This is a genomic window from Chitinophaga oryzae, assembly GCF_012516375.2.
In the GTDB taxonomy this organism is placed as follows: Bacteria; Bacteroidota; Bacteroidia; order Chitinophagales; family Chitinophagaceae; genus Chitinophaga; species Chitinophaga oryzae.
This window is the reverse complement of record NZ_CP051204.2, coordinates 616575-640629: the sequence shown is the minus strand read 5'-3', so window position 1 is coordinate 640629 and position 24055 is coordinate 616575. Positions and strand designations below refer to the sequence as shown.

General features: G+C 48.5%; 20 protein-coding genes. 6 read left to right on the top strand and 14 right to left on the bottom strand.

The features are described from left to right. Positions 1-62: 62 nt before the first annotated feature. The 5 genes from HF324_RS02650 to HF324_RS02630 form a co-directional block, all read right to left on the bottom strand. A complete protein-coding gene (locus tag HF324_RS02650; protein ID WP_168809239.1) occupies positions 63-968 on the bottom strand; it encodes a helix-turn-helix domain-containing protein in 906 nt (301 codons plus the stop codon). A gap of 3 nt (positions 969-971) precedes the next feature. Continuing rightward, on the bottom strand, positions 972-1763 hold the full coding sequence (locus HF324_RS02645) for a segregation and condensation protein A (protein WP_168809237.1): 792 nt from the start codon (positions 1761-1763) through the stop codon (positions 972-974). Positions 1764-1867: 104 nt separating this feature from the next. Next, positions 1868-2812, bottom strand: coding sequence for a DUF3078 domain-containing protein (locus HF324_RS02640; RefSeq protein WP_168861871.1), 945 nt, complete (start codon positions 2810-2812; stop codon positions 1868-1870). A 94-nt stretch (positions 2813-2906) separates the two neighbouring features. After that, the gene (mscL, locus tag HF324_RS02635) at positions 2907-3329 is read right to left on the bottom strand and encodes a large conductance mechanosensitive channel protein MscL (RefSeq protein WP_168809232.1); all 423 of its coding nucleotides are present in this window, start codon (positions 3327-3329) and stop codon (positions 2907-2909) included. Positions 3330-3407: 78 nt separating this feature from the next. After that, the gene (locus HF324_RS02630; protein ID WP_168861870.1) at positions 3408-4154 is read right to left on the bottom strand and encodes a PPK2 family polyphosphate kinase; all 747 of its coding nucleotides are present in this window, start codon (positions 4152-4154) and stop codon (positions 3408-3410) included. A 120-nt stretch (positions 4155-4274) separates the two neighbouring features. On the opposite strand from HF324_RS02630, the gene HF324_RS02625 reads away from it, so the two are divergent. Continuing rightward, positions 4275-5153 (top strand): DMT family transporter, encoded by an 879-nt coding sequence (locus HF324_RS02625; RefSeq protein WP_168809228.1) that lies wholly within the window; start codon positions 4275-4277, stop codon positions 5151-5153. Between the two features lie 119 nt (positions 5154-5272). Here the strand turns inward: HF324_RS02625 and frr are convergent, their stop codons facing one another. Continuing rightward, positions 5273-5836, bottom strand: a complete 564-nt coding sequence (frr, locus tag HF324_RS02620; RefSeq protein WP_168809226.1) for a ribosome recycling factor — start codon at positions 5834-5836, stop codon at positions 5273-5275. 101 nt (positions 5837-5937) lie between these two features. Beyond that, complete coding sequence (locus HF324_RS02615) at positions 5938-7077, bottom strand: glycosyltransferase family 4 protein (RefSeq protein ID WP_168809224.1); 1140 nt, start codon at positions 7075-7077, stop codon at positions 5938-5940. Between the two features lie 164 nt (positions 7078-7241). Between HF324_RS02615 and HF324_RS02610 the strand changes: the two genes are divergently transcribed. Then, positions 7242-8078: a transketolase gene (locus HF324_RS02610; RefSeq protein ID WP_168809222.1), complete on the top strand. Its 837-nt coding sequence runs from the start codon at positions 7242-7244 to the stop codon at positions 8076-8078. Positions 8079-8248: 170 nt separating this feature from the next. On the opposite strand, the gene HF324_RS02605 is transcribed toward HF324_RS02610, so the two are convergent. Both HF324_RS02605 and rbfA read right to left on the bottom strand, forming a co-directional pair. Then, the gene (locus tag HF324_RS02605) at positions 8249-9472 is read right to left on the bottom strand and encodes an FtsX-like permease family protein (RefSeq protein ID WP_168861869.1); all 1224 of its coding nucleotides are present in this window, start codon (positions 9470-9472) and stop codon (positions 8249-8251) included. Positions 9473-9582: 110 nt separating this feature from the next. Further along, a complete protein-coding gene (gene rbfA / locus HF324_RS02600) occupies positions 9583-9963 on the bottom strand; it encodes a 30S ribosome-binding factor RbfA (protein ID WP_168809218.1) in 381 nt (126 codons plus the stop codon). 205 nt (positions 9964-10168) lie between these two features. Between rbfA and HF324_RS02595 the strand changes: the two genes are divergently transcribed. Next, positions 10169-12001, top strand: a complete 1833-nt coding sequence (locus tag HF324_RS02595) for an ABC transporter ATP-binding protein (protein WP_168861868.1) — start codon at positions 10169-10171, stop codon at positions 11999-12001. Between the two features lie 252 nt (positions 12002-12253). Continuing rightward, a complete protein-coding gene (locus HF324_RS02590) occupies positions 12254-13762 on the top strand; it encodes an HAD-IB family phosphatase (protein WP_168809208.1) in 1509 nt (502 codons plus the stop codon). Between the two features lie 79 nt (positions 13763-13841). Here the strand turns inward: HF324_RS02590 and HF324_RS33515 are convergent, their stop codons facing one another. Beyond that, the gene (locus tag HF324_RS33515; RefSeq protein ID WP_258539406.1) at positions 13842-14432 is read right to left on the bottom strand and encodes a TraR/DksA family transcriptional regulator; all 591 of its coding nucleotides are present in this window, start codon (positions 14430-14432) and stop codon (positions 13842-13844) included. Here HF324_RS33515 and HF324_RS33510 point away from each other — a divergent pair. Further along, positions 14419-14916 carry a hypothetical protein gene (locus tag HF324_RS33510; protein WP_258539405.1) on the top strand — a complete coding sequence of 166 codons (498 nt, stop codon included), beginning with the start codon at positions 14419-14421 and terminating at the stop codon, positions 14914-14916. The two genes, HF324_RS33515 and HF324_RS33510, sit on opposite strands and share 14 nt — an antisense overlap. On the opposite strand, the gene ileS is transcribed toward HF324_RS33510, so the two are convergent. Further along, complete coding sequence (ileS, locus tag HF324_RS02580) at positions 14913-18239, bottom strand: isoleucine--tRNA ligase (RefSeq protein WP_168861867.1); 3327 nt, start codon at positions 18237-18239, stop codon at positions 14913-14915. The two genes, HF324_RS33510 and ileS, sit on opposite strands and share 4 nt — an antisense overlap. Before the next feature lie 259 nt (positions 18240-18498). Between ileS and HF324_RS02575 the strand changes: the two genes are divergently transcribed. Further along, positions 18499-18963, top strand: a complete 465-nt coding sequence (locus HF324_RS02575) for a PepSY-like domain-containing protein (RefSeq protein WP_168809202.1) — start codon at positions 18499-18501, stop codon at positions 18961-18963. Between the two features lie 74 nt (positions 18964-19037). On the opposite strand, the gene HF324_RS02570 is transcribed toward HF324_RS02575, so the two are convergent. The 3 genes from HF324_RS02570 to HF324_RS02560 all read right to left on the bottom strand — a co-directional run bounded on the left by HF324_RS02570 (position 19038) and on the right by HF324_RS02560 (position 24035). Next, entirely contained in the window at positions 19038-21212 is a 2175-nt protein-coding gene (locus HF324_RS02570; protein WP_168861866.1) for a GH92 family glycosyl hydrolase, read from the bottom strand. A 64-nt stretch (positions 21213-21276) separates the two neighbouring features. Further along, a complete protein-coding gene (locus tag HF324_RS02565) occupies positions 21277-22200 on the bottom strand; it encodes an endonuclease/exonuclease/phosphatase family protein (RefSeq protein ID WP_168809198.1) in 924 nt (307 codons plus the stop codon). A 23-nt stretch (positions 22201-22223) separates the two neighbouring features. Next, positions 22224-24035, bottom strand: a complete 1812-nt coding sequence (locus HF324_RS02560; protein ID WP_168809196.1) for a RagB/SusD family nutrient uptake outer membrane protein — start codon at positions 24033-24035, stop codon at positions 22224-22226. Positions 24036-24055: the final 20 nt, after the last annotated feature.

Here is a 24055-nt window from a genome sequence, read left to right as displayed (position 1 = left end):
ACACCTATATAGAATGGATAAAACGCCTTCCTTGATGGACTTTTTTACCCGGAAGGATCAAATCAAGGCTGGTGGCTAACGGAGCGGGAGGCTTCCTTAAACTCGGAAGGGCTCTGGGAGGTATACTTCTTAAAAAAGCGGCTGAAATAATGGGGGTCGTCAAATCCCAGTTTATAGGCTATTTCTTTGGCTGTAAGGTCGGTATTATAGAGAAAACGCTGGGCTTCAAGGATGACTCTGTTACGAATATGCTCTCCGGCGGTAATTCCGGACAATTGTTTGCTGATTTCGTTGAGCAGCACAGGTTTTATATGCAGTAAACCTGCGTAATCGGACACAGTCTTGAGTTCCCGGTACTTTTCTTCGATCAGATTTTTAAATTTCAGGAAGATGGAGCTGTTATGCACCGCATGTTGCTCCGCCGGAATAGCTACGCTCCGGCCTTTAATACGGGACACCAGCACCAGGAAATAACGCAGCAGTCCGTGCAGTGCCGTTTCATATTCCGGCTCGCGGGTAGAGAGCTCCTTCAGCATCAGGCGGACAACAGATTCAATATCGGCCGACTGCTCCTGGTCCAGCGTAACAATGCTGCTGAACTGGTCATTGAAGAAAAGGCCGGAATTGATGCCGGACACCTGGGTCTGGTCTTTCAGACACATAAAGGCATCCTGGAAAGCGATCATATAGCCGTCAATCCTTTCACTCATCTGGAGCTTATGGACCTGGCCGGGCGCCAGGAAAAAGAGGGTGTTCTTTTTTACTTCGTGCGTAACGGTGTCAATGGTATGCAGCAGCGAGCCTTTCTTGATCCAGTAGATGGTGTAGAAATCATGCCGGTGGGGCACGCCTGCCTGATCAAAAAAGTGCTCTCCCAGCTCGCAAATGCTGGATACTACAAAGCTGGGATCAGCCTGCGCGTAGGCTGGCAATGAAATGATGTCGATATTGTCCCGTTTCTCACCCATCTGTTAACCGTCTATTAGCGTTCCGGCAGGTTCTTCCTCCCTGTTCTCCGGATCGATATATTCAATAATAAAGTTGTTTCTGCCTTCTCCCACCATAATCCCCAGGTGCTTCATCTGTACCAGTTCCAGCATACTGAGGAACAGGAATATGGCATGTACCCGGTCTTTACAGTGATCAAATATTTTTTCGAATGACAGGGTGCGTTCGGCCCTGGCCAGTTCTTCCATGTACATCCTGGAGCCTTCCATGGTATAGTCATACTTGTATACCACGTGCTGGGGCTTATGGTCGCGCGCTTTCATGCGCTGCATCACCTTTTCGAAGGTCTGCGCCAGCTTAAACAGGGTAAGGGTCTGTATCTCTGTCCCTTCGCTGGTGACTTCGCCTATTTCGGCCAGTTCTTTGGCTATATTGCCCCGTTTGATGTGCAGCATACGTTCGGCTTCCATTTCGGCAAGTTCCGCCGCAGCCTGCTTATAACGCTTGTATTCCAGGATCTTGTCTATCAGCTCCATCCGCGGGTCGATCTCATTCCCCTGTTCGTCCAGCTCTTTGCGGGGCAACAGCATTTTGGCCTTGATCCGCATCAGGGTAGACACAAAAAGGATGAATTCGCTTGCCAGTTCAATATTCAGCGACTCTATATGATGGATATAGTCGAGGAATTCCTGTGTGATGGTATTGATCGGAATATTGTAGATATCCAGCTCATCGCGTTCTATAAAGAACAACAGGAGGTCGAAAGGACCCTCAAACTGCGGAAGTTTTATTTTATAGGAAACCTGTTCACTCACGTTGATAATGTTTTATACACAAAGGCGCAAAGCAGCAAAGACCTTTTGTTGCCTTGCGCCTTCGCGCCTTTGCGTAATATCAAAAGTAACAAAATTCCGGCGAATCAGAACTTGGCGGCAAAGCCTATCCCCAGCACCTGCTTGACCTGCAGTCGGGGCCCCATTACTCCGGTCTTCTTATTTTCAAATACTTTTACATTATCATCATATATCATATCTACATTGAGGGTAGCTGCAATGTATTTGTTCACCTTCAGTTCCAACGCATTGGTAAAGAACACCACAATATTCTGCGGATTGTTGAGGTAGTTGGAGAACAGGTCCAGCCGGCCTTTATAGGTAATGTTCTTTGCAATGGTTTTGATATAATTGGCAGACAGGTAAGCGCCGATTTCATACCTGAAGTGTTTGCCGGTATCTACGCCATAAGCGCCGTGTGCAGACAAGCTATCATCCATTACAAACACAAAGCGGGAAGTGGCAGGAGAGAGGAACAGCGAAAACTCAGGCACTGGTTTATAGTCAAAACCCGGGGAGAGCAATACATAAGCGGGAGCAAAGAATTTGGACGACAGCTGCGGCGTGGTGTCTGCGGGATACAGGTAACCGTTGGTGAACTGTGTCCTGAGGTTGCCCAGCATGCTTACATACCAATGCCTGCCGATATCGTACCCGTATTTGGAGGTAAGGTCAATACGGTCATCGGCTTTTCGTCCGCCGAGGCTGGTGGTATGGATATAACCGTAAGCCAGGTCAGCGACATTGTCCCATGCACGGCGTCCTTTCTTGTAAAACGCGTACGCATATACGGTAGATCCCAGCGAGAAGGTGAAGTTGTCACCACCGGCAGCCCAGTTGGTCAGGGTTCCCTGGTTGATGTTCACATTCAGGTTAAGGCCTTTTTTCCAGATCTTAACCGTAGTGTCGCTGTCGTCTTTTTTGATCTTCTTTGCGGTTTCATCCCGTTGGGCCTTTATCCAGTCGTTTTGCGCCTGCACTGCTATAAAACCCAGTAAACAACAGGCAATGGACAAAGCAAATTTTCTCATCAATGATACTTTTTTAGATTAACATATAAGCACAGTACCCGGTCGTTCTCCGGCAGGAGAGCAACTGAATACTGTGCTGTAATATAAAGAGAGTTTATTTTTTTCTCAGCTCGTCACGGATTTCCATAAGCAGTTGTTCCTGGGCGGTAGGACCTGCCGGTGCGGGTTCTGCTCTTTTTGTCAGTTTGTTCATAAACTTCACCAACAGGAAAATACAGAATGCGATGATCAGGAAGTCGATCACGCTCTGGATGAAGGCGCCATAGGCGAATACGTTAGCCCCGGCTGCTTTTGCAGCTGCCAGTGACGGAAAATCAGTACCCTTGCTGGTGTCCAGGTAGGCAAATTTGTCTGTAAAATTCACGCCACCAGTTACCACGCCCACTAAAGGCATAATGATATTGTCTACCAGTGATGTAACGATCTTACCGAAGGCAGCACCAATGATCACACCTACGGCCAGGTCCATTACATTGCCTTTCATGGCAAATTCTTTAAACTCTTTGATAAACGACATAAATGCAAGGTTTTATTTTGGTTAAAATATGACGACGAAAATAATGTATAATCACAGAACTGCTTAATTATTAATCTATTATTTCTTCAAACGGGGATATTTCATGTTCAGTGATTTCAGTGTGTCCCTCAGCGTTAGTGCCACGATATATTCCTTATACCAGTTGTGATCTGCAGGTACAATGATCCACGGAATATCGTTACAGTATCTGAAAGCGTCTTCATATGCGGCCATGTACTGGTCCCACAATTTGGCTTCGGCCAGGTCATTCTCGTTATATTTCCACATTTTCCGGGGATCTTCCGTGCGCTCAACCAGGCGTTGCTGCTGGGCTTCCCTTGACACGTGCAGGTAGAACTTCAGAATATGTGTGTTGTTGTGTACGGTCAGCAACTTCTCAAAATCGTTGATAGCTGTCATCCGCTTACGTGCCGTTTTCTCGTCAATCCATTCATGCACCCTTTGGATCAGGATATCTTCATAATGGGAGCGGTTAAACACCTGTATCATGCCTCTGCCCGGCGTTTGTTTGTGCACGCGCCAAAGGAAGTCATGGTCCGCTTCTTCGGGGGTCGGTGCTTTAAAGGAGTGCACCGTACAGCCTTGCGGGTTAAGGGTGCCGGTCACATTTTTGATGACCCCGTCTTTTCCGCTGGCGTCCATGCCCTGGATCACCATTAATACACAGTGTTTATGCTGGGCGTACAACAGATTTTGCAACTCGTCCAGTTCCTGTAAAATTTCCTGTGTGGCGGCTTTGGTCTTTTCTTTATCCAGTTTTTTGGGTGCGGTGGTACTGATGGATGACAACTTGATTTTACTCATGGATTTACATTCTTACCAATGAATTTAACAAAATCAGCCCAGAAGTGTTGCATCTCAAACGATTTATATTTTGCGTAATACACTTATATTCTCAATTTTGTATTCTTAAAAAATGCCACTTTGAACCACAAATTTGCCCACTGGGGCGTTTTTCTGTTGCTGTCGCTCACCTGGGGCAGCTCTTTTATTTTGATGAAAATCGGCCTGGAATCCTTTACGCCCTATCAGGTAGCCAGCTTGCGGCTGGTAGCGGCAGGTGTGGCGTTATTGCCTTTTCTGCCGAAGGCCATCCGGCAAACGCCGGTCAATAAGCTGCCGGTGATTATCCTCTCCGGTATTCTGGGCAACGGTCTTCCTGCTTTCCTTTTCTGTGTGGCCGAAACGGGCATAGACAGCTCATTGGCAGGCATCCTGAATTCACTGACACCACTGATGGCATTGTTAACGGGGTTAATCATCTTCAAAAGTCCGATCAAAAAAGCGCAGCTGCTGGGTGTATGTGTGGGACTGGCAGGCGTGGTATTGCTTTTCAGCTCCAGGGGGATCAGCACCGGCGGCAACTGGTATTACAGCCTGCTGGTGGTAGCGGCGACTGTCAGCTACGGAACCAATATCAGCCTGGTGCATCATTACCTGAAAGGGTTTGGCTCGCTGCAGCTGGGATCTATTGCCATGTTTTTCTGTGGACTGGTAACTTTTCCTGTGTTATGGTTCAGCGATTTTTTCCCGCAGTTTGCCACAGACCATGCCCCATGGCGTTCTTTATCGGCAGGCCTGGTACTGGGTGTGATGGGCACCGGTGTGGCGGCCGTATTATTTTACCTGCTGATTCGCCGGGCTGGTTCCATGTTTGCCTCCATGGTCACTTATGCGTTACCGGTAGTAGCGATTGGCTGGGGTATGCTGGCGCATGAAACCGTTACCTGGGTGCAGGTGTTGTGTATGGGTATTATCCTGCTGGGCGTGTACCTGGTAAACCGGGCTAAAACAGCTTCCTGATAAAAGAACAGCGGAGAGATGCACCAGGTGTATCTCTCCGCTGTTTATTCAATTATTTGGCTGTTTTATCTATTGGGTTATTTTAAATAAAAAAACAATAAACTAACCTAATAATAAAATCAGATGGCCATGATTTCTTTTTCTTTCGCTTCGCAGTGTTTGTCGATCAGCACAATGTGTTTATCAGTCAGTGCCTGAATATCGGCTTCCGCGTCTTTAGCGGTGTCTTCGCTCAATCCGTCTTTCTGCAGTTTTTTGATGCTTTCGATCGCATCACGGCGGATGTTCCGGATAGCTACTTTTGCCTGTTCTCCTTCGTTATTCACTCTTTTCACGAATTCTTTTCTTCTTTCTTCAGTCAGCGGTGGCAGGAAAAGGCGGATAATGATACCATCATTCTGAGGGTTGATGCCGATATTGGCGGCGATAATGGCCCGTTCGATGGGCTGCAGCATATTTTTTTCCCAGGGCTGAACAGTCAGGGTACGGGCGTCGGCAATGGCGACGTTAGCAACCTGGTTAAGCGGAGTAGGAGCACCATAGTAGTCTACGGTAATACCGTCCAATATCTGGGGGTTGGCTTTACCAGCTCTTACTTTAGTGAGTTCCTGTTCCAGGTGCCCGATCGCTTTTTTCATCGAGTCCGCTGCATCATCCTGGATAAGCATTAGATCATCTTGCATAACATAAATAGTTAAGTGCCTGCAAACCTACAGGTTTTCTTTTAATCATCAAAGTAACGGATACAAGAATGGCTAACAGAATGGATATAGCAGTTTTCAGGCTATTTATCCTGTAAGACGCCCCCTGTGGTGACACGCAGGATTTTAGGCGCGGTTGCGTTCTGCGCTGCAGGCTGTGCGATGGTGGTAACCGCCACTTTAACAGCCTGTTTCCGCCTGCGGGCCAGGTACAGGACACCTGTAAAGGTGGTCGCAGCACCTACCACCAGGATAGTCAGTACGGTGGTGCCCAGTCCCTGCAGGAAATAGGCCGCTACGATAAAGGCAGCGTTTACGCTCACAGAAATCAGGGTCGTCTGCCGGTGGTCCAGCTTCAGGTCCAGCAGATAGTGGTGAATATGGTTGCGGTCCGCAGAAAAGGGAGAGCGGCCTTGCAGCATACGTACGGAAAACACCCTCAGGGTATCGAAAAGCGGCACAATCAAAATGGCGATAGCCACTGCAGGAGTGGCGTTGACAGGCATTTTGCCGGCAGGGTTACCTGCCACCTCAATGAACTTCAGCACCAGCACCGCATTTACCAGGCCAATCAGCAATGAACCGGTATCGCCCATGAAAATACGGGCAGGGGAAATATTGTATATCAGGAAGCTCGCCAGTCCACCGGCAAGGGCAAAGCCCAGCACGGCGTAAGTGAGTTCGCCCACATGCAGGAAATAAGCTCCCAGCACAGCACTTACCAGCAAACCAATACTACCGGCATGACCATCCACCCCGTCGATCAGGTTGAACGCATTGATCACAACAATAAAGTAAAAGTAAGTCAGCATCAGGCTGATATTGGAAGGCAAAGTGGTAATGCCCAGGAAACCGTACATCCCGCTGATCTGCAAATTACCAAGATAGATAATGGCAAAAGAAGCAATGAGCTGGCCGACAAGTTTCTTCAGTGGAGACAAACCGACAATGTCATCTTTCATGCCCACCATGAAGATGATAAAAAAGGCCGCCATCATATACTGAAATGGCGAGTTCTGTAATGTCGGAACACAAACTGCAGCCGCAATAATGAAACCGGAGAAAAAGCCGATCCCTCCAAGCGTTGGTATGCGCTGTTTATGTGCTTTTCTTTCGTCTGGTTCGTCGTACAAATGCTTTAATTCCGCTACCCGGATAAGTATCGGAATAGAAAAATAGGTTACCACAAAACTCAGGACGGTAGCAATTAAAACATTCTCCATTAGTGGGGCTTAAGTTTTGCAAAGATATTTATTTCAATCAAATATGTAAAAGAAACACTGAAAAAATCAGGATTTTTAATACTTTGGAACCGCAAAAACAAACATTCAACGTCACAAAATCTAAGAAATCAATTAGTTTTGCGGCACAAAATCACTCAACTATCATGCCACAGCTTCAGGATATTGCTACCCAGATCAGAAGAGATATTGTACGAATGGTACATGGTGTTCAAAGTGGTCACCCCGGTGGCTCTTTAGGTTGCGCCGATTTCTTTACCGCCTTGTACTTCAAGGTTTTAAAGCATAATCCCCAGCCTTTCGACATGGACGGCCGTGACCAGGACCTGTTTTTTCTCTCCAATGGGCATATCTCCCCTGTTTTTTATAGCGCGTTGGCCCGTTCCGGCTATTTCCCGGTAACAGAGCTCGCCACCTTCCGCAAACTGAACTCCCGCCTTCAGGGCCATCCCACCACCCACGAACACCTCCCCGGCGTACGTATCGCCTCCGGCTCCCTCGGGCAGGGCATGAGCGTGGCCATCGGTGCGGCACTCAGCAAAAAGCTGAACAATGATAAAGGCATCGTCTTTTCCCTGCACGGCGACGGCGAACTGGAAGAAGGCCAAATCTGGGAATCCGTACTGTTTGCGCCACACCATAAAGTGGACAACCTGATCATCACCGTGGACCTCAACGGCCAGCAGATCGACGGTACCACCGACGACGTAGCCGGCCTCGGCGACGTAGGCGCTAAATTCGAAGCTTTCGGATGGACCGTGCTGCACATGAATGGTAACGATATGGACGAAACCGTAGCTACCCTGGAAAAAGCCAAAAGCCTCACCGGCCAGGGCAAACCTATCGCCATCATCATGAAAACCGTGATGGGACAAGGCGTAGACTTCATGGAAGGTCACCACGAATGGCATGGTATCGCTCCGAGCGACGAACAACTGGCCAAAGCACTGGCTCAGTTGCCTGAAACACTCGGCGACTATTAATCATTTACGGATTTTGATATTTTGATATTTTGATATTTTAATATTTGGATATTTTGATATTTATCTGAGTTTAGAAAGATTTTTAATAAAAAAGCAGCGGGACTTTAATGATAAAGTCCCGCTGCTTTTTTTAAATAACAAAATATCCAAATATCAAAATATCTAAATAGTCACGTTGCTTTCAGGGAGATTGCCTCTACTGCGGCCCGGCGGGCAGGGTACCAGCTGGCAGCCAGGCCTATCACCACAATGGTCACCAGCACCAGCCCGAAATCCGCCAGGTGCATACTGACAGGGTACGCATCTACGAGGAACGAAGTGCCTTCCAGCCTGATAATGCCAAAATACTGCTGCAACAGGCAGAAACTGCCGCCCAGCACGAATCCCAGCAAAGTGCCGATTCCGGCAATAATTAGCCCTTCCGTCAAGAATATTCTCATTATCAATGACTTACGGGCGCCCATCGCTTTCAGGATAGTAATGTCTTTCTCTTTTTCAATCACCAGCATGTACAATGAACCTATCATGTTAAAAGCGGCGATGATCATAATAAAGCTCAGGATCACATACACCGCCCATTTTTCGGTCTGCATGATTGCGTACAGCGACTGGTTTTGCTCATACCGGGTCTGCACTTTGTAAGTCGCCCCCAGCTGCCGCTGCAGCCGGCCCTTCAGCTCGTTCTGGTTTACACCGGGCGCCGCTGCCACCTCCAGGGCCGACATCTCGTTGGCGCCCATCTCCAGCAACCGGCGCAGGAAATCGATATGGGTAATCACATATTTGCTGTTGAACTCCTGCTGAATGGCAAAAGTGCCGGCAGGGTAGAGGACGCCGTTATTCAGCGCGTCTTCCGGGGTCACAAAAGCATTCACATTCCTGCGGGGCACGTATACGGTCACCGGCACCAGGCTATGCACTACATCCACGCCCAATGCGCCTTCCAGCTCCAGGCCGAGTACAGCGCGATAGGCTACGTCGTCGCCTATATCAAAACGTCCGCGGACAATGTTGCCTTTCACGTCCGTTACCCGGTTGTAACTGCTGTCTACCCCCTTTAGCACTGCAATAGTGGGCTCGTCGCCATAGCGCAGCACCGCTTTTTCCTCCACCACTTCAGAATAGGCGGCCACACCAGGCGTACGCCTGATCGTCTGCAACTGTTCCGGCGTCAGCAGCATTGTTTTACCGCTGGCCGGCGCAATCCTGATAGCCGGATAAAATGAGGAATACAGGGATTTCACCAGACCTTCAAAGCCGTTGAATACGCTCAGTATAACGATCAGCGCTCCGGTACCGATCGCAATGGCAGCCACACTTACCCAGGCAATGATATTGATCGCGTTAGTGGATTTTTTAGCCCTGAAGTAACGGGAAGCAAACTGCCAAACCATAGCTTTTGAATTACGAGTTACGAATTACGGATTACGAATGAAGAAGTCAATAACAGTATGGGCTAATAAAGGCCACAATTTGTAATTCGCAATCCGTAGTCCGTAATTGATTATTGGTTATCGCCTTTAATATGAGAATCGTCTTCTTTTATCTTTTTGAAAAGTTCTTCCATTTTAAACACATAATCGAGGGTATCGTCGAGGAAGAAAGACAACTCCGGCATGCGGCGCAGTTGCTTGCCCACCCTTAATCCCAGGGCTTTTTTAATTTCTCCCATCCTGTCTTTGATGCGTTCCAGCATCTCGTTGGGAGACTTTATCTGAAACATGCTCAGATATACCTTCGCTTCCAGCAGGTCAGGCGTCATTTTAACAGCAGCAATGGAAATCATGCCTCCTTCCACTACATTGAACCCCATCCGCTGAAACACATCGCTCAGCTCCTCCTGTATTAATTGTCCTATTTGCTTTTGCCTTTTAGTTTCCTGCATTGCATTCAATTTTAATCGTTAACAAAACAGCACATATGCACAATAATAATATATTTATGATATATTGCCGTCAACAGCGTACAGCCGCGAACTGCCCTGTTATACGCGAAATTAACCATTTCCGGGAAAGATTGGGCCTATTTGCGGGCAGGGGGTCACTTAATTGTGCTATTTTTGCCTGCTAATAAAACGTCAAGCATCAGGAATGAAGACTTTCAGGCGATTACTGGGATATGCCACCCCGCTGCATCATTATGTTCCGGAATACATTGTATATACCCTCGTGGGTATCATTTTCGGCATGGTCAATTTCGCCATGCTGATTCCGTTGCTGAATGTGATCTTCGATCAGGTATCGGCTACGCCGGAAGTGCTTGCCCGCCCTTCGTTTTCTTTTACCATCACTTATTTCATCGATCTCTTTAACTATTACTTCAACTACTTCATCCGCAGCAGCGGCTCCAAAGAAAGCGCCCTGTACTTTGTATGTGCGGTGATCGGCGTTTGTATCACCGTCGCCAACCTGGGCCGCTATATGAGCGCCCGCGTGGTAACACGGATGAAGATGACCATGCTCTCCCGCCTGCGGACCAACCTGTATAAAAAATACACGGAGCAGTCGCTGGGATATTACAGCGAAAAACAGAAGGGCGACCTGCTGTCTGTGATGACCAACGACGTGCAGGAAATTGAAGGCTCCGTGGTGAATGCCATACAAATCCTGTTGCGCGATCCCTTCATCATCATCGGCTATTTTGCAGCGCTCTTTTACCTGTCTGTCAAACTCACGGTTTTTACCATCGTATTCTTCCCGGTGTCCGGCGCACTGATATCCTATATCTCCAAAAAGCTGAAACAAAAAGGATGGTTCAGCCAGGAGCTGCTGGGTAAAATACTGAACGTAACAGAAGAAACACTGGGAGGTATCCGCATCATACAATCCTTTACAGCGGCGCCTTTCATGCAGAAAAAATTCGGCGATGTCAACCATCGTTTTGTGAGTGTCAGCAAATCCATGTTCAATCAGCGGGAGCTGGCTTCTCCGGTATCTGAAATACTCGGTGTGGTAGTGGTCATTGTGCTGGTGATTTACGGCGGCACGCTGGTACTGCACGGCAGCGACCTGCTTACCGGCGCCACATTCATGACCTACCTGGTATTCTACTCCCAGATCATGCAACCGGCAAAAAATATCTCTACCGCTATCACTACCATGCAACGCGGTATGGTAGCGAGCGAGCGCATCTTCAACATACTGGATGCGCCTGTTGCCGTTCAGGAAAAAGACAATGCACAAGCCATCAGCACGTTTGAAGACAAGATCGAATACAGTAACGTTTCTTTCAGATACGATCAGCAATATGTGCTGAAAGACATCAACCTGACGATCCGCAAAGGACAGATGATTGCGCTGGTAGGCCGCAGCGGCGCGGGTAAATCGACCATGGCAGATATCCTTCCCCGCTTTTATGATGTTAACGAAGGGTCACTTCGTATAGACGGCACCGATATACGCGAGCTGCGGCTGAACGATCTTCGTTCCCTCATTGGCGTGGTATCACAGGAAGCGGTCCTGTTTAATGACACCGTGTTCAACAACATTGCTTTCGGTCATCCGGAAGCAGACCGGGAAGCAGTGATACGTGCGGCTAAGATTGCTAATGCGCACGAGTTCATTGAGCAGCTGGAAAACGGGTACAACACCTCTATTGGTGATCGAGGTCTCAAACTCAGCGGCGGACAGCGCCAGCGCCTTACCATTGCCAGGGCGATCTTTAAAAATCCGCCCATCCTGATCCTGGATGAAGCGACTTCCGCACTGGATACAGAGTCCGAAAAACTGGTACAGGCAGCACTCGACAAACTGATGCAAAACCGCACCACGATTGTGATTGCGCACAGGTTGAGCACTATACAGCACGCACATGAAATCGTGGTGATGGACCAGGGTGAAATCAAAGAACGCGGCACACACGACGATCTGTTATCCCGCGAAGGCATCTACCATAAACTGGTAGAAATGCAGGAGTTCAAATAGTCTTCATTTACGGATTTTTTGATGTACGGATTTTTTGATTTTGGGAATTCGCACAGCGTTGTTAACATGCCGGATTCAAAAAAACAATATTCAACATCCAAAAATCCGTAAATCAAAAAATCCCAAAATCATTATCTGGCCTACATCTCCCCGTTTTTTCTGGTACTGTTTTTGTTATACCCGATCAGATAATGCCAACCAGCTCTTTGCAGCATGTTTTATTTCTTTAACCTTTTAACATAGCGAACTCCTATGATTTCTATCGTAATTCCTGTATTAAACGAAGGGGCCACCATACGCCAGGTAATAAAGACCGTAAAGAAGACCACACGCAAAATCGAGATTATCGTGGTAGATGATAATTCCACAGACAATACTGTGGAAGAGGCCATGAAAGAGCAGGTGCGGGTAATTACCAGCAGCCAGCGCGGGAAAGGTATCTCCATGCGGGAAGGTATGATGGCGGCCAAACATGAAATCATCGCTTATGTTGATGGTGATATTCTTACTTATCCTGATAACATTGTAGACTTATTAACAGATCCTATCGAGCGCGGCGAAGCAGACTTCGTCAAATCCTACTTTGAAAGGCAGGCAGGCAGGGTCACGCAACTGGTGGCCAAGCCGCTGCTGAGTATTCTGTATCCCGACCTCGCGCATTTTCAGCAACCGCTGAGCGGTATGATCGCAGGACGCAAGTCGATGTTGTCTCAGGTACAATTTGAAAATGATTACGGTGTGGATATCGGGTTGCTGATAGACATGCACCAGTTGGGCGCCCGCATTGTGGAATCCAATATCGGCAAGGTAGAGAACGCGATGCAGACATGGGAACAGCTGAGCAAAATGTCGCGTGAAGTATCGAGAACTATTTTGCGGAAAGCGGAAAACATTCCGCAGGAAAACCTGGAAACACTGGGCAACATCAACCTGATCAGGGAACAGATGGAGTATTCTATCCTCGAATCTATTGATAAGTTGCAGAAGATGGTCATCTTTAACCTGGACCATGCGGTGTTCACGCAGAACTATCTGCAGTGGGCGGCTATAGCCTTTGACCAGGAAGAAGAGATGCAGCGGATCATGGCTACAGAAACCGATCCGCTTACCCGCCTGCAGCAGACAGCAGCGCTTTTTGAAGGCCGTAATATCGCGGAGCTGCTGGAAGTGGCAGACGCTATTCCGCTGATACCGGGTATCCGCGAGGTAGTGCAGGAGCTAAAGAAAAGAGGATATGCCTGCGGCCTGATCACCGATGGCTTTGGGATGGTAGCGCGTCATATCAAAAATCAGCTGGGGATGGATTTCGTGCTGGCGAACAAACTTCATTTAGTCAACAGTGTAGCCACCGGAGAATTAACAGTGCCTGATTATTTTCTGAAGAATGGCGAGTATTGCAAAAGCGCTGTGTTGCCGTATGTAGCAGAACAATATAATATTCATACGCAGAATATTATTTATGTGGGAGATGGTAAGCAGGACACCCAACTGTTGACCGAAGCAGGCATCGGTGTTGCATTTTGTCCACAGTATCAACGGGCATATGTAGAAAAGGTTGCCGACAAGATCATTACAGGTTTGTCATTGGCGCCGTTGCTGGATATTGCGCCGGCGAGTCCGTCCAAAAAATTCCGGTTGCCCGCTATTAGTAAAAAGCAGGCGCGCAACATTGGTATCGGCAGCCTTGTGGGGCTGGCGGGCGCGGGGCTGGTGTATTTTGCGATGCGGCAGCTGAGCAAAAAGAAGCATGCAGACTGTTAGAGCATGACAGTGACCTATAAACGAAAAACGGGATTTGATGGCTCAAATCCCGTTTTTCGTTTATATAGTAAAACATTTTTTATTTGCTCTTGGCCAGCTTGGCTTCAATGCTCAGGGTGGCGTGCGGCACAGCGCGGAGGCGTGCTTTATCTATCAGCTTGCCGGTTACGCGGCAGATGCCGTAGGTTTTATTTTCGATGCGCATCATGGCTTTTTCCAGGTGGTCGATGAACTGTATCTGGCGGCTGGCCATCTGGTTCAGCTGTTCCCTTTCCTGGGAGCCGCTGCCATCTTCCATGCTCATGTATTTGTTTTCGGTATCATCAGTACCTGCTTCATCTTTGCGTGTAATAAGGCCTTGCAGATAAACCAGTTCCTTTTTGGCGAACTCCAGTTTTTTCTGGATCAGTTCCCGGAACTCCTGCAGGTCTGCATCACTATATCGGTAAAGGGGGCCGGAAGTTGGTTCGGGCTGATCGAGCACTGATTTGGTAAATTCAGGCTGATAAGCAACCTGGGAAGCCTTTCCACCTTTTTTCTCTGCTTTTTCGGCTTTTTCAGCTTTTTCCGGTTTCTCTGTTTTCTCGGGTTTTTCGGTTTTCTCGGATTTCGCTGATTTCTCGGCCTTTACGGCAGGTTTCTCGGCTGCTTTTTTAGTGGATTCTTTCACCTTAGCAACTTGTTCCTTTGTATCTGCTTTCTTTACTGCCATTGTTTTAAGTTCTTTTTCTTCTGACTTAGAAATTAATGGTTTCTCTTTTTCAGCGGCAACACTTTTAGTGACCACTTGCTGCTTTACAGCAGGCTCTTTTTTAACGGTCTTCTTTGCAGGTACAGCAACTTTCGGGACGGACGATGTTTTACTGTTTTTTGCGGCTGGAGCCTTTTTAATTACGGTTTTGGGGGTAGCGGCGGTTTTCTTCGCTGCAGCTTTAACTACAACAGCTTTTTTCGCTGCGGGTTTGGCGGGCTTGGCTGCTGCTTTTTTGGCGGCGGCCACTTTTTTAGGAGCGGCAGACGCAGCCTTTTTCGCTGGAGCAGGTTTGGCGGCCTTTTTCGCAGGTGCAGCCTTTTGTGGTGCTGCTTTCTTCACTTTAGCTACCTTTTGGGTCGATTTACTAGCAACCTTCTTTTTTGTTGCCATGGGGGATTAGCTTTTTTTGTTAACTAATACATTAAATTTAAGGTCATTCACCTCTATTTCTGTTCCGCCCTGTAATTGCTCCACTAAATCCAAGCTATCTGCCAAAATTTCCGTGCAAATATAGTCATTATAGTTTATAATCGCCGATTTCAGCATGTCCACAGTCTCTACCGTCACGTTAATTCTGTCAGTCAGTTCGAAGCCGCTGTCCTTCCGGATTTTTTGTATGCGATTTACCAATTCGCGTGCATTTCCTTCGTCCTGCAACTGGTCAGTAATGGTAATATCGAGCGCTACCGTTAAAGCACCCTTATTCGCGACTGTCCATCCAGGAATATCTTCGGAAATTATTTCAACATCAGAGAGTTGTATCTGCAATTGCTCGCCATCGATAGCCAGGTTGAAATGGCCGTCACGCTCAATAGCTGCGATGTCTGTATCTGTAAATGCACCAATGGCCGCAGCTACAGCTTTCATCTTCGCGCCCATTTTGCTACCGAGCGATTTGAAGTTCGGTTTAATCTTTTTCTTGATAAAACCGCCCGTTTCGGTAAGATAATCAATCCCTTTGACATTTACCTCACTTTTTATCAGATCTTCCACCTTTTCCACCTGCTCCTTCATGTGGCTGCCGGAAACAGGAATCAATATCTTCTGCAGGGGCTGCCTCACTTTGATGTTCACCTTCTTACGCAAGGATAATACCAGCGAGGAAATATCCTGGGCCAACTGCATTCTTTCTTCCAGACCGGCATCGATAGCGGCCGCGTCGGACACCGGAAAATCAGTGTGGTGGACGGATTGCACATTGAAGCGTCCGCTAACTCGGTTCAGGTTATTAAACATCCAGTCTGTGAAGAATGGGGAAACCGGGGCCATCAATTGTGTAATTTTTTCCAAACATTCGTATAATGTCTGGTAGGCGCTGATTTTGTCATGGCCATAATCACCTTTCCAGAACCGGCGGCGGCATAACCGCACATACCAGTTGCTCAGGTGCTCATCCACAAAGTTCTCAATAGCCCTGCCCGCCTGAGTAGGCTCATAATCATCAAAATAGGCGGTTACATCCCGAACCAGGGAGTTCAGTACGGAGATGATCCAGCGGTCAATTTCCGGACGGTCCTGCAGGGGGATGTAAGCTTCGCTGTATGTAAACTTATCAAGGTTGGCATACATAGCGAAGAAGTTATAAGTATTGTACAACGTACCGAAGAGCTTGCGCTGTGCCTCGCCGATACCTTTGACGTCGAACTTGAGGCTGTCCCATGGGGAAGCATTAGTGATCAGGTACCAGCGGGTGGGGTCTGCTCCGTACTGCTCAATAGTTTCAAACGGGTTTACTACGTTGCCCAGCCGCTTGCTCATTTTATTGCCCTGGCTGTCAAGTACCAATCCATTGGAAACCACTGTTTTATATGCAACACTATCAAATAGCATCGCACCCAGCACATGGAGGGTATAGAACCATCCCCTGGTCTGGTCCACGCCTTCAGCAATAAAATCAGCCGGGAACGCTTTACCGGTCTCTACCAAATCTCTGTTTTCAAACGGATAGTGCCATTGCGCGTAGGGCATTGCACCACTGTCGAACCAAACATCCACCAGATCAGGTTCCCGTTTCATGGGCTTACCGGAATCACTTACAAGAATGATATCATCCACGTAAGGTTTGTGTAAATCGAGGATACCTTCATGCAGGTAGGATTTGTTGATGTCCCCACCCAGCACTTCGTTGGCTTTCCGGATTTCTGTATTTAACTCCTCTATGCTGCCAATGCATTTTTCTTCACTGCCATCTTCGGTACGCCAGATAGGCAAAGGCGTACCCCAGTAGCGGCTGCGGCTCAGGTTCCAGTCTACCATGTTCTCCAGCCAGTTGCCAAAACGGCCGGTACCGGTGAAGGCCGGTTTCCAGTTGATCGTCTTGTTCAGTTCCACCATCCGGTCTTTCATCGCGGTGGTCTTAATGAACCAGGCATCCAGCGGGTAATATAATACCGGCTTGTCAGTACGCCAGCAGTGAGGATAAGTGTGTTCGTATTTTTCTACTTTAAAGGCCCGGTTCTCTTTCTTCAGCTTCACTGCGATGTCAACATCCACATCTTTGTAATCCGGATCATCTTTATAATTTTTCACATATCTGCCGGAAAATTCACCTACATTATCGGTGAACTTGCCTTCACGGTCCACCAGCGTCAGGATACCGATGCCGTATTTTTTCCCGACACGGTTGTCATCCGCACCGAAAGCAGGAGCGGTATGTACGATACCGGTACCGTCTTCCGTGGTCACAAAGTCGCCGATGATCACGCGGAAAGGATCGCCTTCTTCCGGCTGTGCAAAGGGCAGCAGTTGTTCGTAACGGATGTTCTCCAGCTGGCTGCCTTTAAAGCTGGTCAGTATTTTCCAGGGAATTACCTTGTCGCCTTCCTTATAGGCTGCGAAATCTGCATTTTCACCTTCTGCCTTAAAGTATTTACCCAGCAGCACTTTTGCCATCACCACGTTCACCGGCTGGTGCGTGTATTGGTTGAAAGTGCTTACCAGTACATATTCTATGTTGGCGCCTACAGTCAGGCCCAGGTTGGACGGTAACGTCCAGGGAGTAGTGGTCCAGGCCAGGAAAAAGACCTCATCGGAGCCAGCAGCCTCAAAAAGGAATTGGGAATTCTCTGCTTTCCTGGCCTTAAACATGGCCACGATGGTGGTGTCCTTTACATTTTTGTACGTCCCAGGCTGGTTCAGCTCTGCGGAGCTAAGTCCGGTCCCTGCAGCAGGAGAGTAAGGCTGAATGCTTACGCTTTTATATAAAAATCCTTTTTTATATAGTGTCTGCAGGCACCACCAAAGTGTTTCAATATACTTATTATCGAAAGTGATGTAAGGATCTTTCAGGTCTACCCAATAACCCATTTTACGGGTAAGATCGTCCCACTTGTCCTTATACTTCAGCACTTCTTTACGGCAGGTCTCGTTATATTCAGCAATTGAAATCTTTGTACCAATGTCTTTTTTGGTAATCCCCAGACTCTTTTCCACGCCCAGTTCCACCGGCAGGCCATGGGTATCCCATCCGCCCTTGCGTTTCACCTGGAAACCTTTCATGGTTTTATAGCGGCACACCAGGTCTTTCAGGGTACGCGAAATCACGTGGTGAATACCGGGTAAACCATTGGCGCTGGGAGGACCTTCATAAAATACGAAAGGCGTTGCGCCATCCCGTACTTCCACGCTTTTTTCGAAAGCCTGCTGAAGCTCCCACTGCTGAAGTATATCTTTCTCTATCTGAGGTAAATTCAGTTGGTTATATTCCTGATATTTGCTGGACATAAAACAATTCCCCGCCCTTTGATGTTATTTAGACAATAATTGATTAAAATTGTGCGAAGTTAAGAAAATACGACGGCACCTAAAGGGGCAACTTTCCCAAAAACGGCGGTTTTGAATTTTTTTTCATCATTTTTTTAGTAATTTACAATAAAGAGTATTTATTTTACGTTTTTGGCATTGTTTTAGCTCTTTGCCAGGAAGAATTGAAAAAACCTAAGTCAGTAATTTAACCCAACGCGGATAAACCATATCTTGATTTATGAAAAAGTTGACGTTAATTTTTTGTGCAGTATTGATCACTTCCGGCATAACTTTTGCACAGCAAAAAAAATCAGGCAAGAAAACAAAAACAGTTGCGAAAAAGGTGGAAGCACCTGCAGCAGTTAAAAGTTCTTTTGATCAAACTTTTGCCGGAACTACAGACGCCAAGTGGAAGAAGACAAGTGCAGGCCACTGGAGCGTAAGTTTCCATAAAGACAACATACAAACAATAGCAGAGTATGACGCGGATGGCAAATGGATTGCCACCAGGAGCGCATATGACGCACAAACTCTGCCGGAATCAGTGGCTGGTACGCTGAAAGCAAAATATCCGGCAGCCACCATAAAAGATGGCTGGAAAATTGAGAGAGCAGATGTAGCTGCTTACTACAAAGTAAACATTCAGGACAATGGTGCAGACAAAGCAGTGCTGTTGAATGATGCAGGCACCGTCACTGAATAATTAAATTCGTATTTCATAGGTATAGGGATAAATAGGACAGACCCTGCTCTTTTGGGCGGGGTTTTTCATTTCTATCACCTGCAAAGCGGCGCATGAATACTCGCACCCCAGCGCCTCTCAGGGAAAGGTCCCATCTCCAGCTCCAGCGTGCCTCCTTCCATCAACTGCTGATGCGTGAAAAAAGGCGAATGCAATATCTCCCCGTTCAGCCACGCCCGCCGGATATACTGATTCACCTCCGAACAATGCCGCGCAATCAATATAAACCGCTTACCTTGAGGTAACCGAATCGTAGCCTTACGGAACACCGGACTCCCGATAGCATAAACAGGCACGCCCGGCGTGACAGGATAAAATCCCAATGAAGAAAACACCACAAACGCACTCATCCCTCCGCCGTCCTCATCTCCGGGAATACCAAACACATTATCCTTAAACCACAGGTCCAGCAGCATGCGCACCTGCCGTTGCGTTTTCCATGCAGCTCCTACATAGTTGTACAGATAGGGGATGTGAAACCCCGGCTCATTGCCCATCGAAAACTGTCCAACCAGGCCGGTAGCATCCGGGAAACGATGCCAGAAATCGTAGCGCGGCATAGCCGGCACCGTATGGAAAAGCTCATCCAGCCGCCGTTCAAAAGCTTTTTCGCCTCCCATCAGCCGGACCAGCGCCGGGATATTATGCTGTACCGCCCAGAGATAAGTCCAGCCATTGTTCTCATCGTAATAATCACGGCCGCCAGGGCCGCCATCCCATGCAGGGTCAATCATGATCCACCTGCCGGCATTGTCTTTCGGCAGAAAAAAACGAACGCTGTCATGCCACAGCCGCCGGAAATTTTCTGCGCGTGCGGCGAACAGCCGCTGATCGTCATACCGGTGCAGGTCCGCCGCCAGCTGCGACAGCGCCCAGTCGTCATAACTATGCCCCAGGGTAACTGCCACCGCCTGCCGCTTTTCGAACGGATGCACTCCGGCCACCGTTTCGGTATCGCCCGGCCGCAATGCCGGGTAATAGCCCTTTGCCTGGTAGAAGCTGTCCAGCGCGCCGGCGGGTCCGTTCCGCCAGGGCAGCATCGTTGCGCTGAGCGCATTTTTTCTCATGCCTTCGTAAGCAGCCGCCATCCGCGGTATTTTCAATCCCTTCCGCCAGGCATCCAGGAAAATAACAGTGCTGTGAAAACCATTCATGCAGGGATGGTCTCCATACAACCGCGGAAAAGTGGGCATCCATCCGCTTTGTTCATACATCGTCACATAAGCGTCGAGCATATCCTCTTCCTGCTCCGGATGCAGGATCATGCGCAGCGGATGCAACGCCTGATAAGTGTCCCATGTGGCGTCATCTACATAAAAAGACCGGCGGGCCAGGTTGACTTTCTTATTGTAGCCGCTGTAATAAACACCATCTTCGGTGATATTGACCATTCGTTCATGACAACGGTACAATGCAGTATAAAATGACCGGCGTTGCGCCACAGTGCCGCCTTCCACCTGCACCTGGGTAGCCACCGCATGCCAGCGGCCCCGACCTTCTGCAATGACTGTTTCCATGTCACGCCCTTCCATTTCCTTTTGAAAATGCTGCTTTGCCTGTGTTGTACTGACATAGGAAATAGCATACTGTAAAACAACAACCCGTTCTTTCCGGTGCGGGAACCGCACACAGGATAAAGTATCTGACACGAGCCCTGCCGTTATGGCTGTATTAAATCTGCCATATACGTACACCGGAACATCACCATGAAAAAATGTCCTGGCAGTAAACGTATTTCCCGAAAAATTTAATGGGGCAGTGAATAATAATTTACGGTCGGCATTTTCCGGAAAAGAAAAACGATACACACCTGTTTTGCTTCCGGGCGCAAACTCCACGCGGATGCTGTCTTCTATCAGCATCGTGCTGTAATACCAGGGGTGTATCACCTCCTGTACAGGGTCATAAGTACAGCAACGCTGCCATTCGGCAGGAGAAAGCGGCCTGGAAGAAGGCTTCATGATAAACAGCGCTCCATCGTTGTGCGCTGCCACCTGTAGCGGGAAACCGGTTATCTGATCATCGGCGCCGTCTCTCCTCAACGGATATACGCGGACCATTTCGTTGGGCAACTGGATAACCGGGCGGGTAGGTTTCAATAACGTGGCGATGTTGCCGATAGCAGGGTCCATATAATCTTCCGGCGCCGGCCTGCAGCCACCGAAAAAAAACAGGGCTACCAGCAACTGAAAAAACAAGTGCTTTTGCATAAGCGGCTGGTTACACAAACAGGGCCCGCCGTGTAGGCGGGCCCGTTATGACAGTTAAAGGGGGTTATTTTCCGTACTCCAGCACGGCCATCACCGGAAAATGGTCTGATGGCTCTCTGGCAATGTATTTCGAGAGCTTCACCTCTTTGGGAAAATTAGCAGCATCTGCCGCAACTTCTTCCGGACGCTTACTGCGATAAGTGTCCGTGAGTATGCCATACCGGCTGACCTTAAACTGTTTTGTCAGGAAGATATGATCGATACGGCTGTCTGTCTTGCTGTCGCTTTTAAATGAATTGAATGTTCCGTTCAGCGCGTAGCGTACTGCCGTCACCTCGTAGGCATCCTTCATCACACCGGAGTTGTGGATAACGCCATAAGACTCGCTATGCTGGTCCACGTTAAAATCGCCTGTCAGCAACGCTGGCTTATTGCCCGCAATTTCCTTCACCTTGGCCAGCACCAGCTTCGCGCTTTCGGCGCGTGCTACCACGCCCACATGGTCCATATGCAGGTTAAAGAAATAAAACACAAAGCCTGTCTTTTTATCCTTAAACTGCCCCCAGGAACAAATCCGCGGCAGTACCGCATCCCAGCCTTTATTGGGTCTGTCGGTAACGGCAGACAGCCAGAAATCGCCATGACCCAGCAACTGGAAACGACCTGTTTTATAGAAGATCGCAGCATGTTCACCGGCACGTTTTCCATCATCACGACCAATGCCAATAAAATCGTATCCAGGCAGGCTGTCTTTGACGTTCACCAACTGATGGTACAAACATTCCTGCGTGCCGAAGATATCAAAGTCATGAAACCTGATCAGGGAGGCAATTACTGGAAACCTTTGTCCCCAGCCGTCTCCGCGCAATGAATCTTCTTTGTTATTGTCGTTGCGCATATTGTAGGTGGCCACGTTTATCCGTTGAGCCGTTACCGTTTCCGCCAGCCACAACAACGTCGCCAAAAATGAGAAAACAACTTTCTTCATGAGAAACTTTTTTAAATGATCAACTATTCCTCCCAACCAGGATTCTGTCCCAGCCTGGGATTCAACTGAAGGTCTGTATAAGGAACAGGATAAAGATACTTGTAATCTTTCCATTCCTTCTGTACATTATCCAGCCAGTGGATTTCACCGGAATTGCCATTACTCAGCTGCTGTGGGTTCGTTACGTTGTTGGCTATCTCCGACACGTTGATATAGGTAATCCCCTTCTGCTGATTGGCCGGCGGCGTTTTGTAGAAGTATACGTCATTCACCCCGTCACCGTTGAGGTCCATGGGCACATCCAGCGCCGGCACGTACATACCGTTCCATGATTTGGCCAGCAGATCACCCTTTTTCCATCTTACCAGATCATAGAAGCGGAAGCCTTCGAGCACCAGCTCAATCCCTCTTTCTCTCCTGATTTCCATCAGCGACGGGTCTGTGATGTCATTGAAGTAATTGGCTTTCATATAGGCGTCTACGGTAACCGGTCTGGCTGTTGTTCCGCTGGTAATACCCGCGCGTGCACGCAAAGCGCCTACTGTTTTGCTCCAGTCGTCATCCGACAGCAGGCCCAGTTCGGCCTGCGCCTCGGCATAGTTGAGCAGGATTTCAGCGTAGCGCATCAGGCTGATCGCGTTGGTATTATTGGCGCCGTTATCAAAGAAGGTATCATCCAGGCTCCATTTGATCGGCATATAGCCTGTATAGACATACGAAAATACCGGAGGCGCCGCAATGGTAGCGCCGTTGCTGGTGCGGGTATACCCGCTCATACGGATCGTCTGCTGCAGGCGTTTATCGCGGCCCTGTGTTTCTTTAAGGAAAGGCAGCGTGTCATAGCGGTTGATATTGGTGAAGGGCGTGCCGTCGATATTCAGGTAGGTATTGATAAACGTACGCGTGAAGCTCAGGCGTGCGCCATAGGTAGAGCTGGTGTACCACCAGTTGGCATCGTTGAATACCCCCAGGCTGGCGCTGGCGATATTGGCGAGCATTACTTCTGCCGCTACCGGCGCGTTGCTGATAAACAGCTGGCGGTAGGACTGGGTAGTGCCGCCGCCCTGGTTCAGCGAGAAAGCTTTGCTGTCCATCACGGCCTTTGCAGCGGTGGCCGCAGCTTTCAGCCATTCAGGTGCGGTCGCCATCAGGTTGTAGGATGTCTGGTACCTCCGGAAAGTTCCTTCAAACAGGCATACCCTTGACTTAAACCCGAGGACTACGTTTTTAGTGATCTGGCTACAGGTAGGGTCGTTGGCCAGCGCGATGTTGGCAGCAGCAAAATCAAGGTCGGCCACTACGGAGTCCATGATGAGGGTGCGCGGATCGCGGCCTGCATACAGGTTCTCGTCGTTTACCTCAAATGGTTTACCGATCCAGGGCACATTACCAAACCGTTTCACTTTATCGAAATAAAACCAGGCGCGGAAGAAACGGGCCAGTCCGAGATAGTTGTTCCTGACGGCCTGCGGTATTTTGGGATTGTTGCAGTTGGCGATGAAATAGTTGATGTTACGCAGGTTCTTCCAGTCCCAGCCGGTGGCGGTCCGGGAGGTATAAGCGCCCTGGCGCAGGAAGTCGGGCACGGCGTTAACAGCGCTGTAGTCTGCCATATTATCTGCCTTATAGATATCGTTGATACCCGGCAGTACGTCATAGAAAGAATTGGAATAGAGTTTCATTCCGTCTTCGCTACCGAAGATGGCGTCTTTGGTGGCGGTATCCACCGGTACCTGGTCCAGGTTTTTGGAGCAACTTCCGGTGAGCACCCATGCCGTCAGCACCAGCCCCAGCCAGGTTACCCTTTTGGAAAGTGCGTTCTTATATTGTTGCATAGTTTATCCTTTTAATAGTA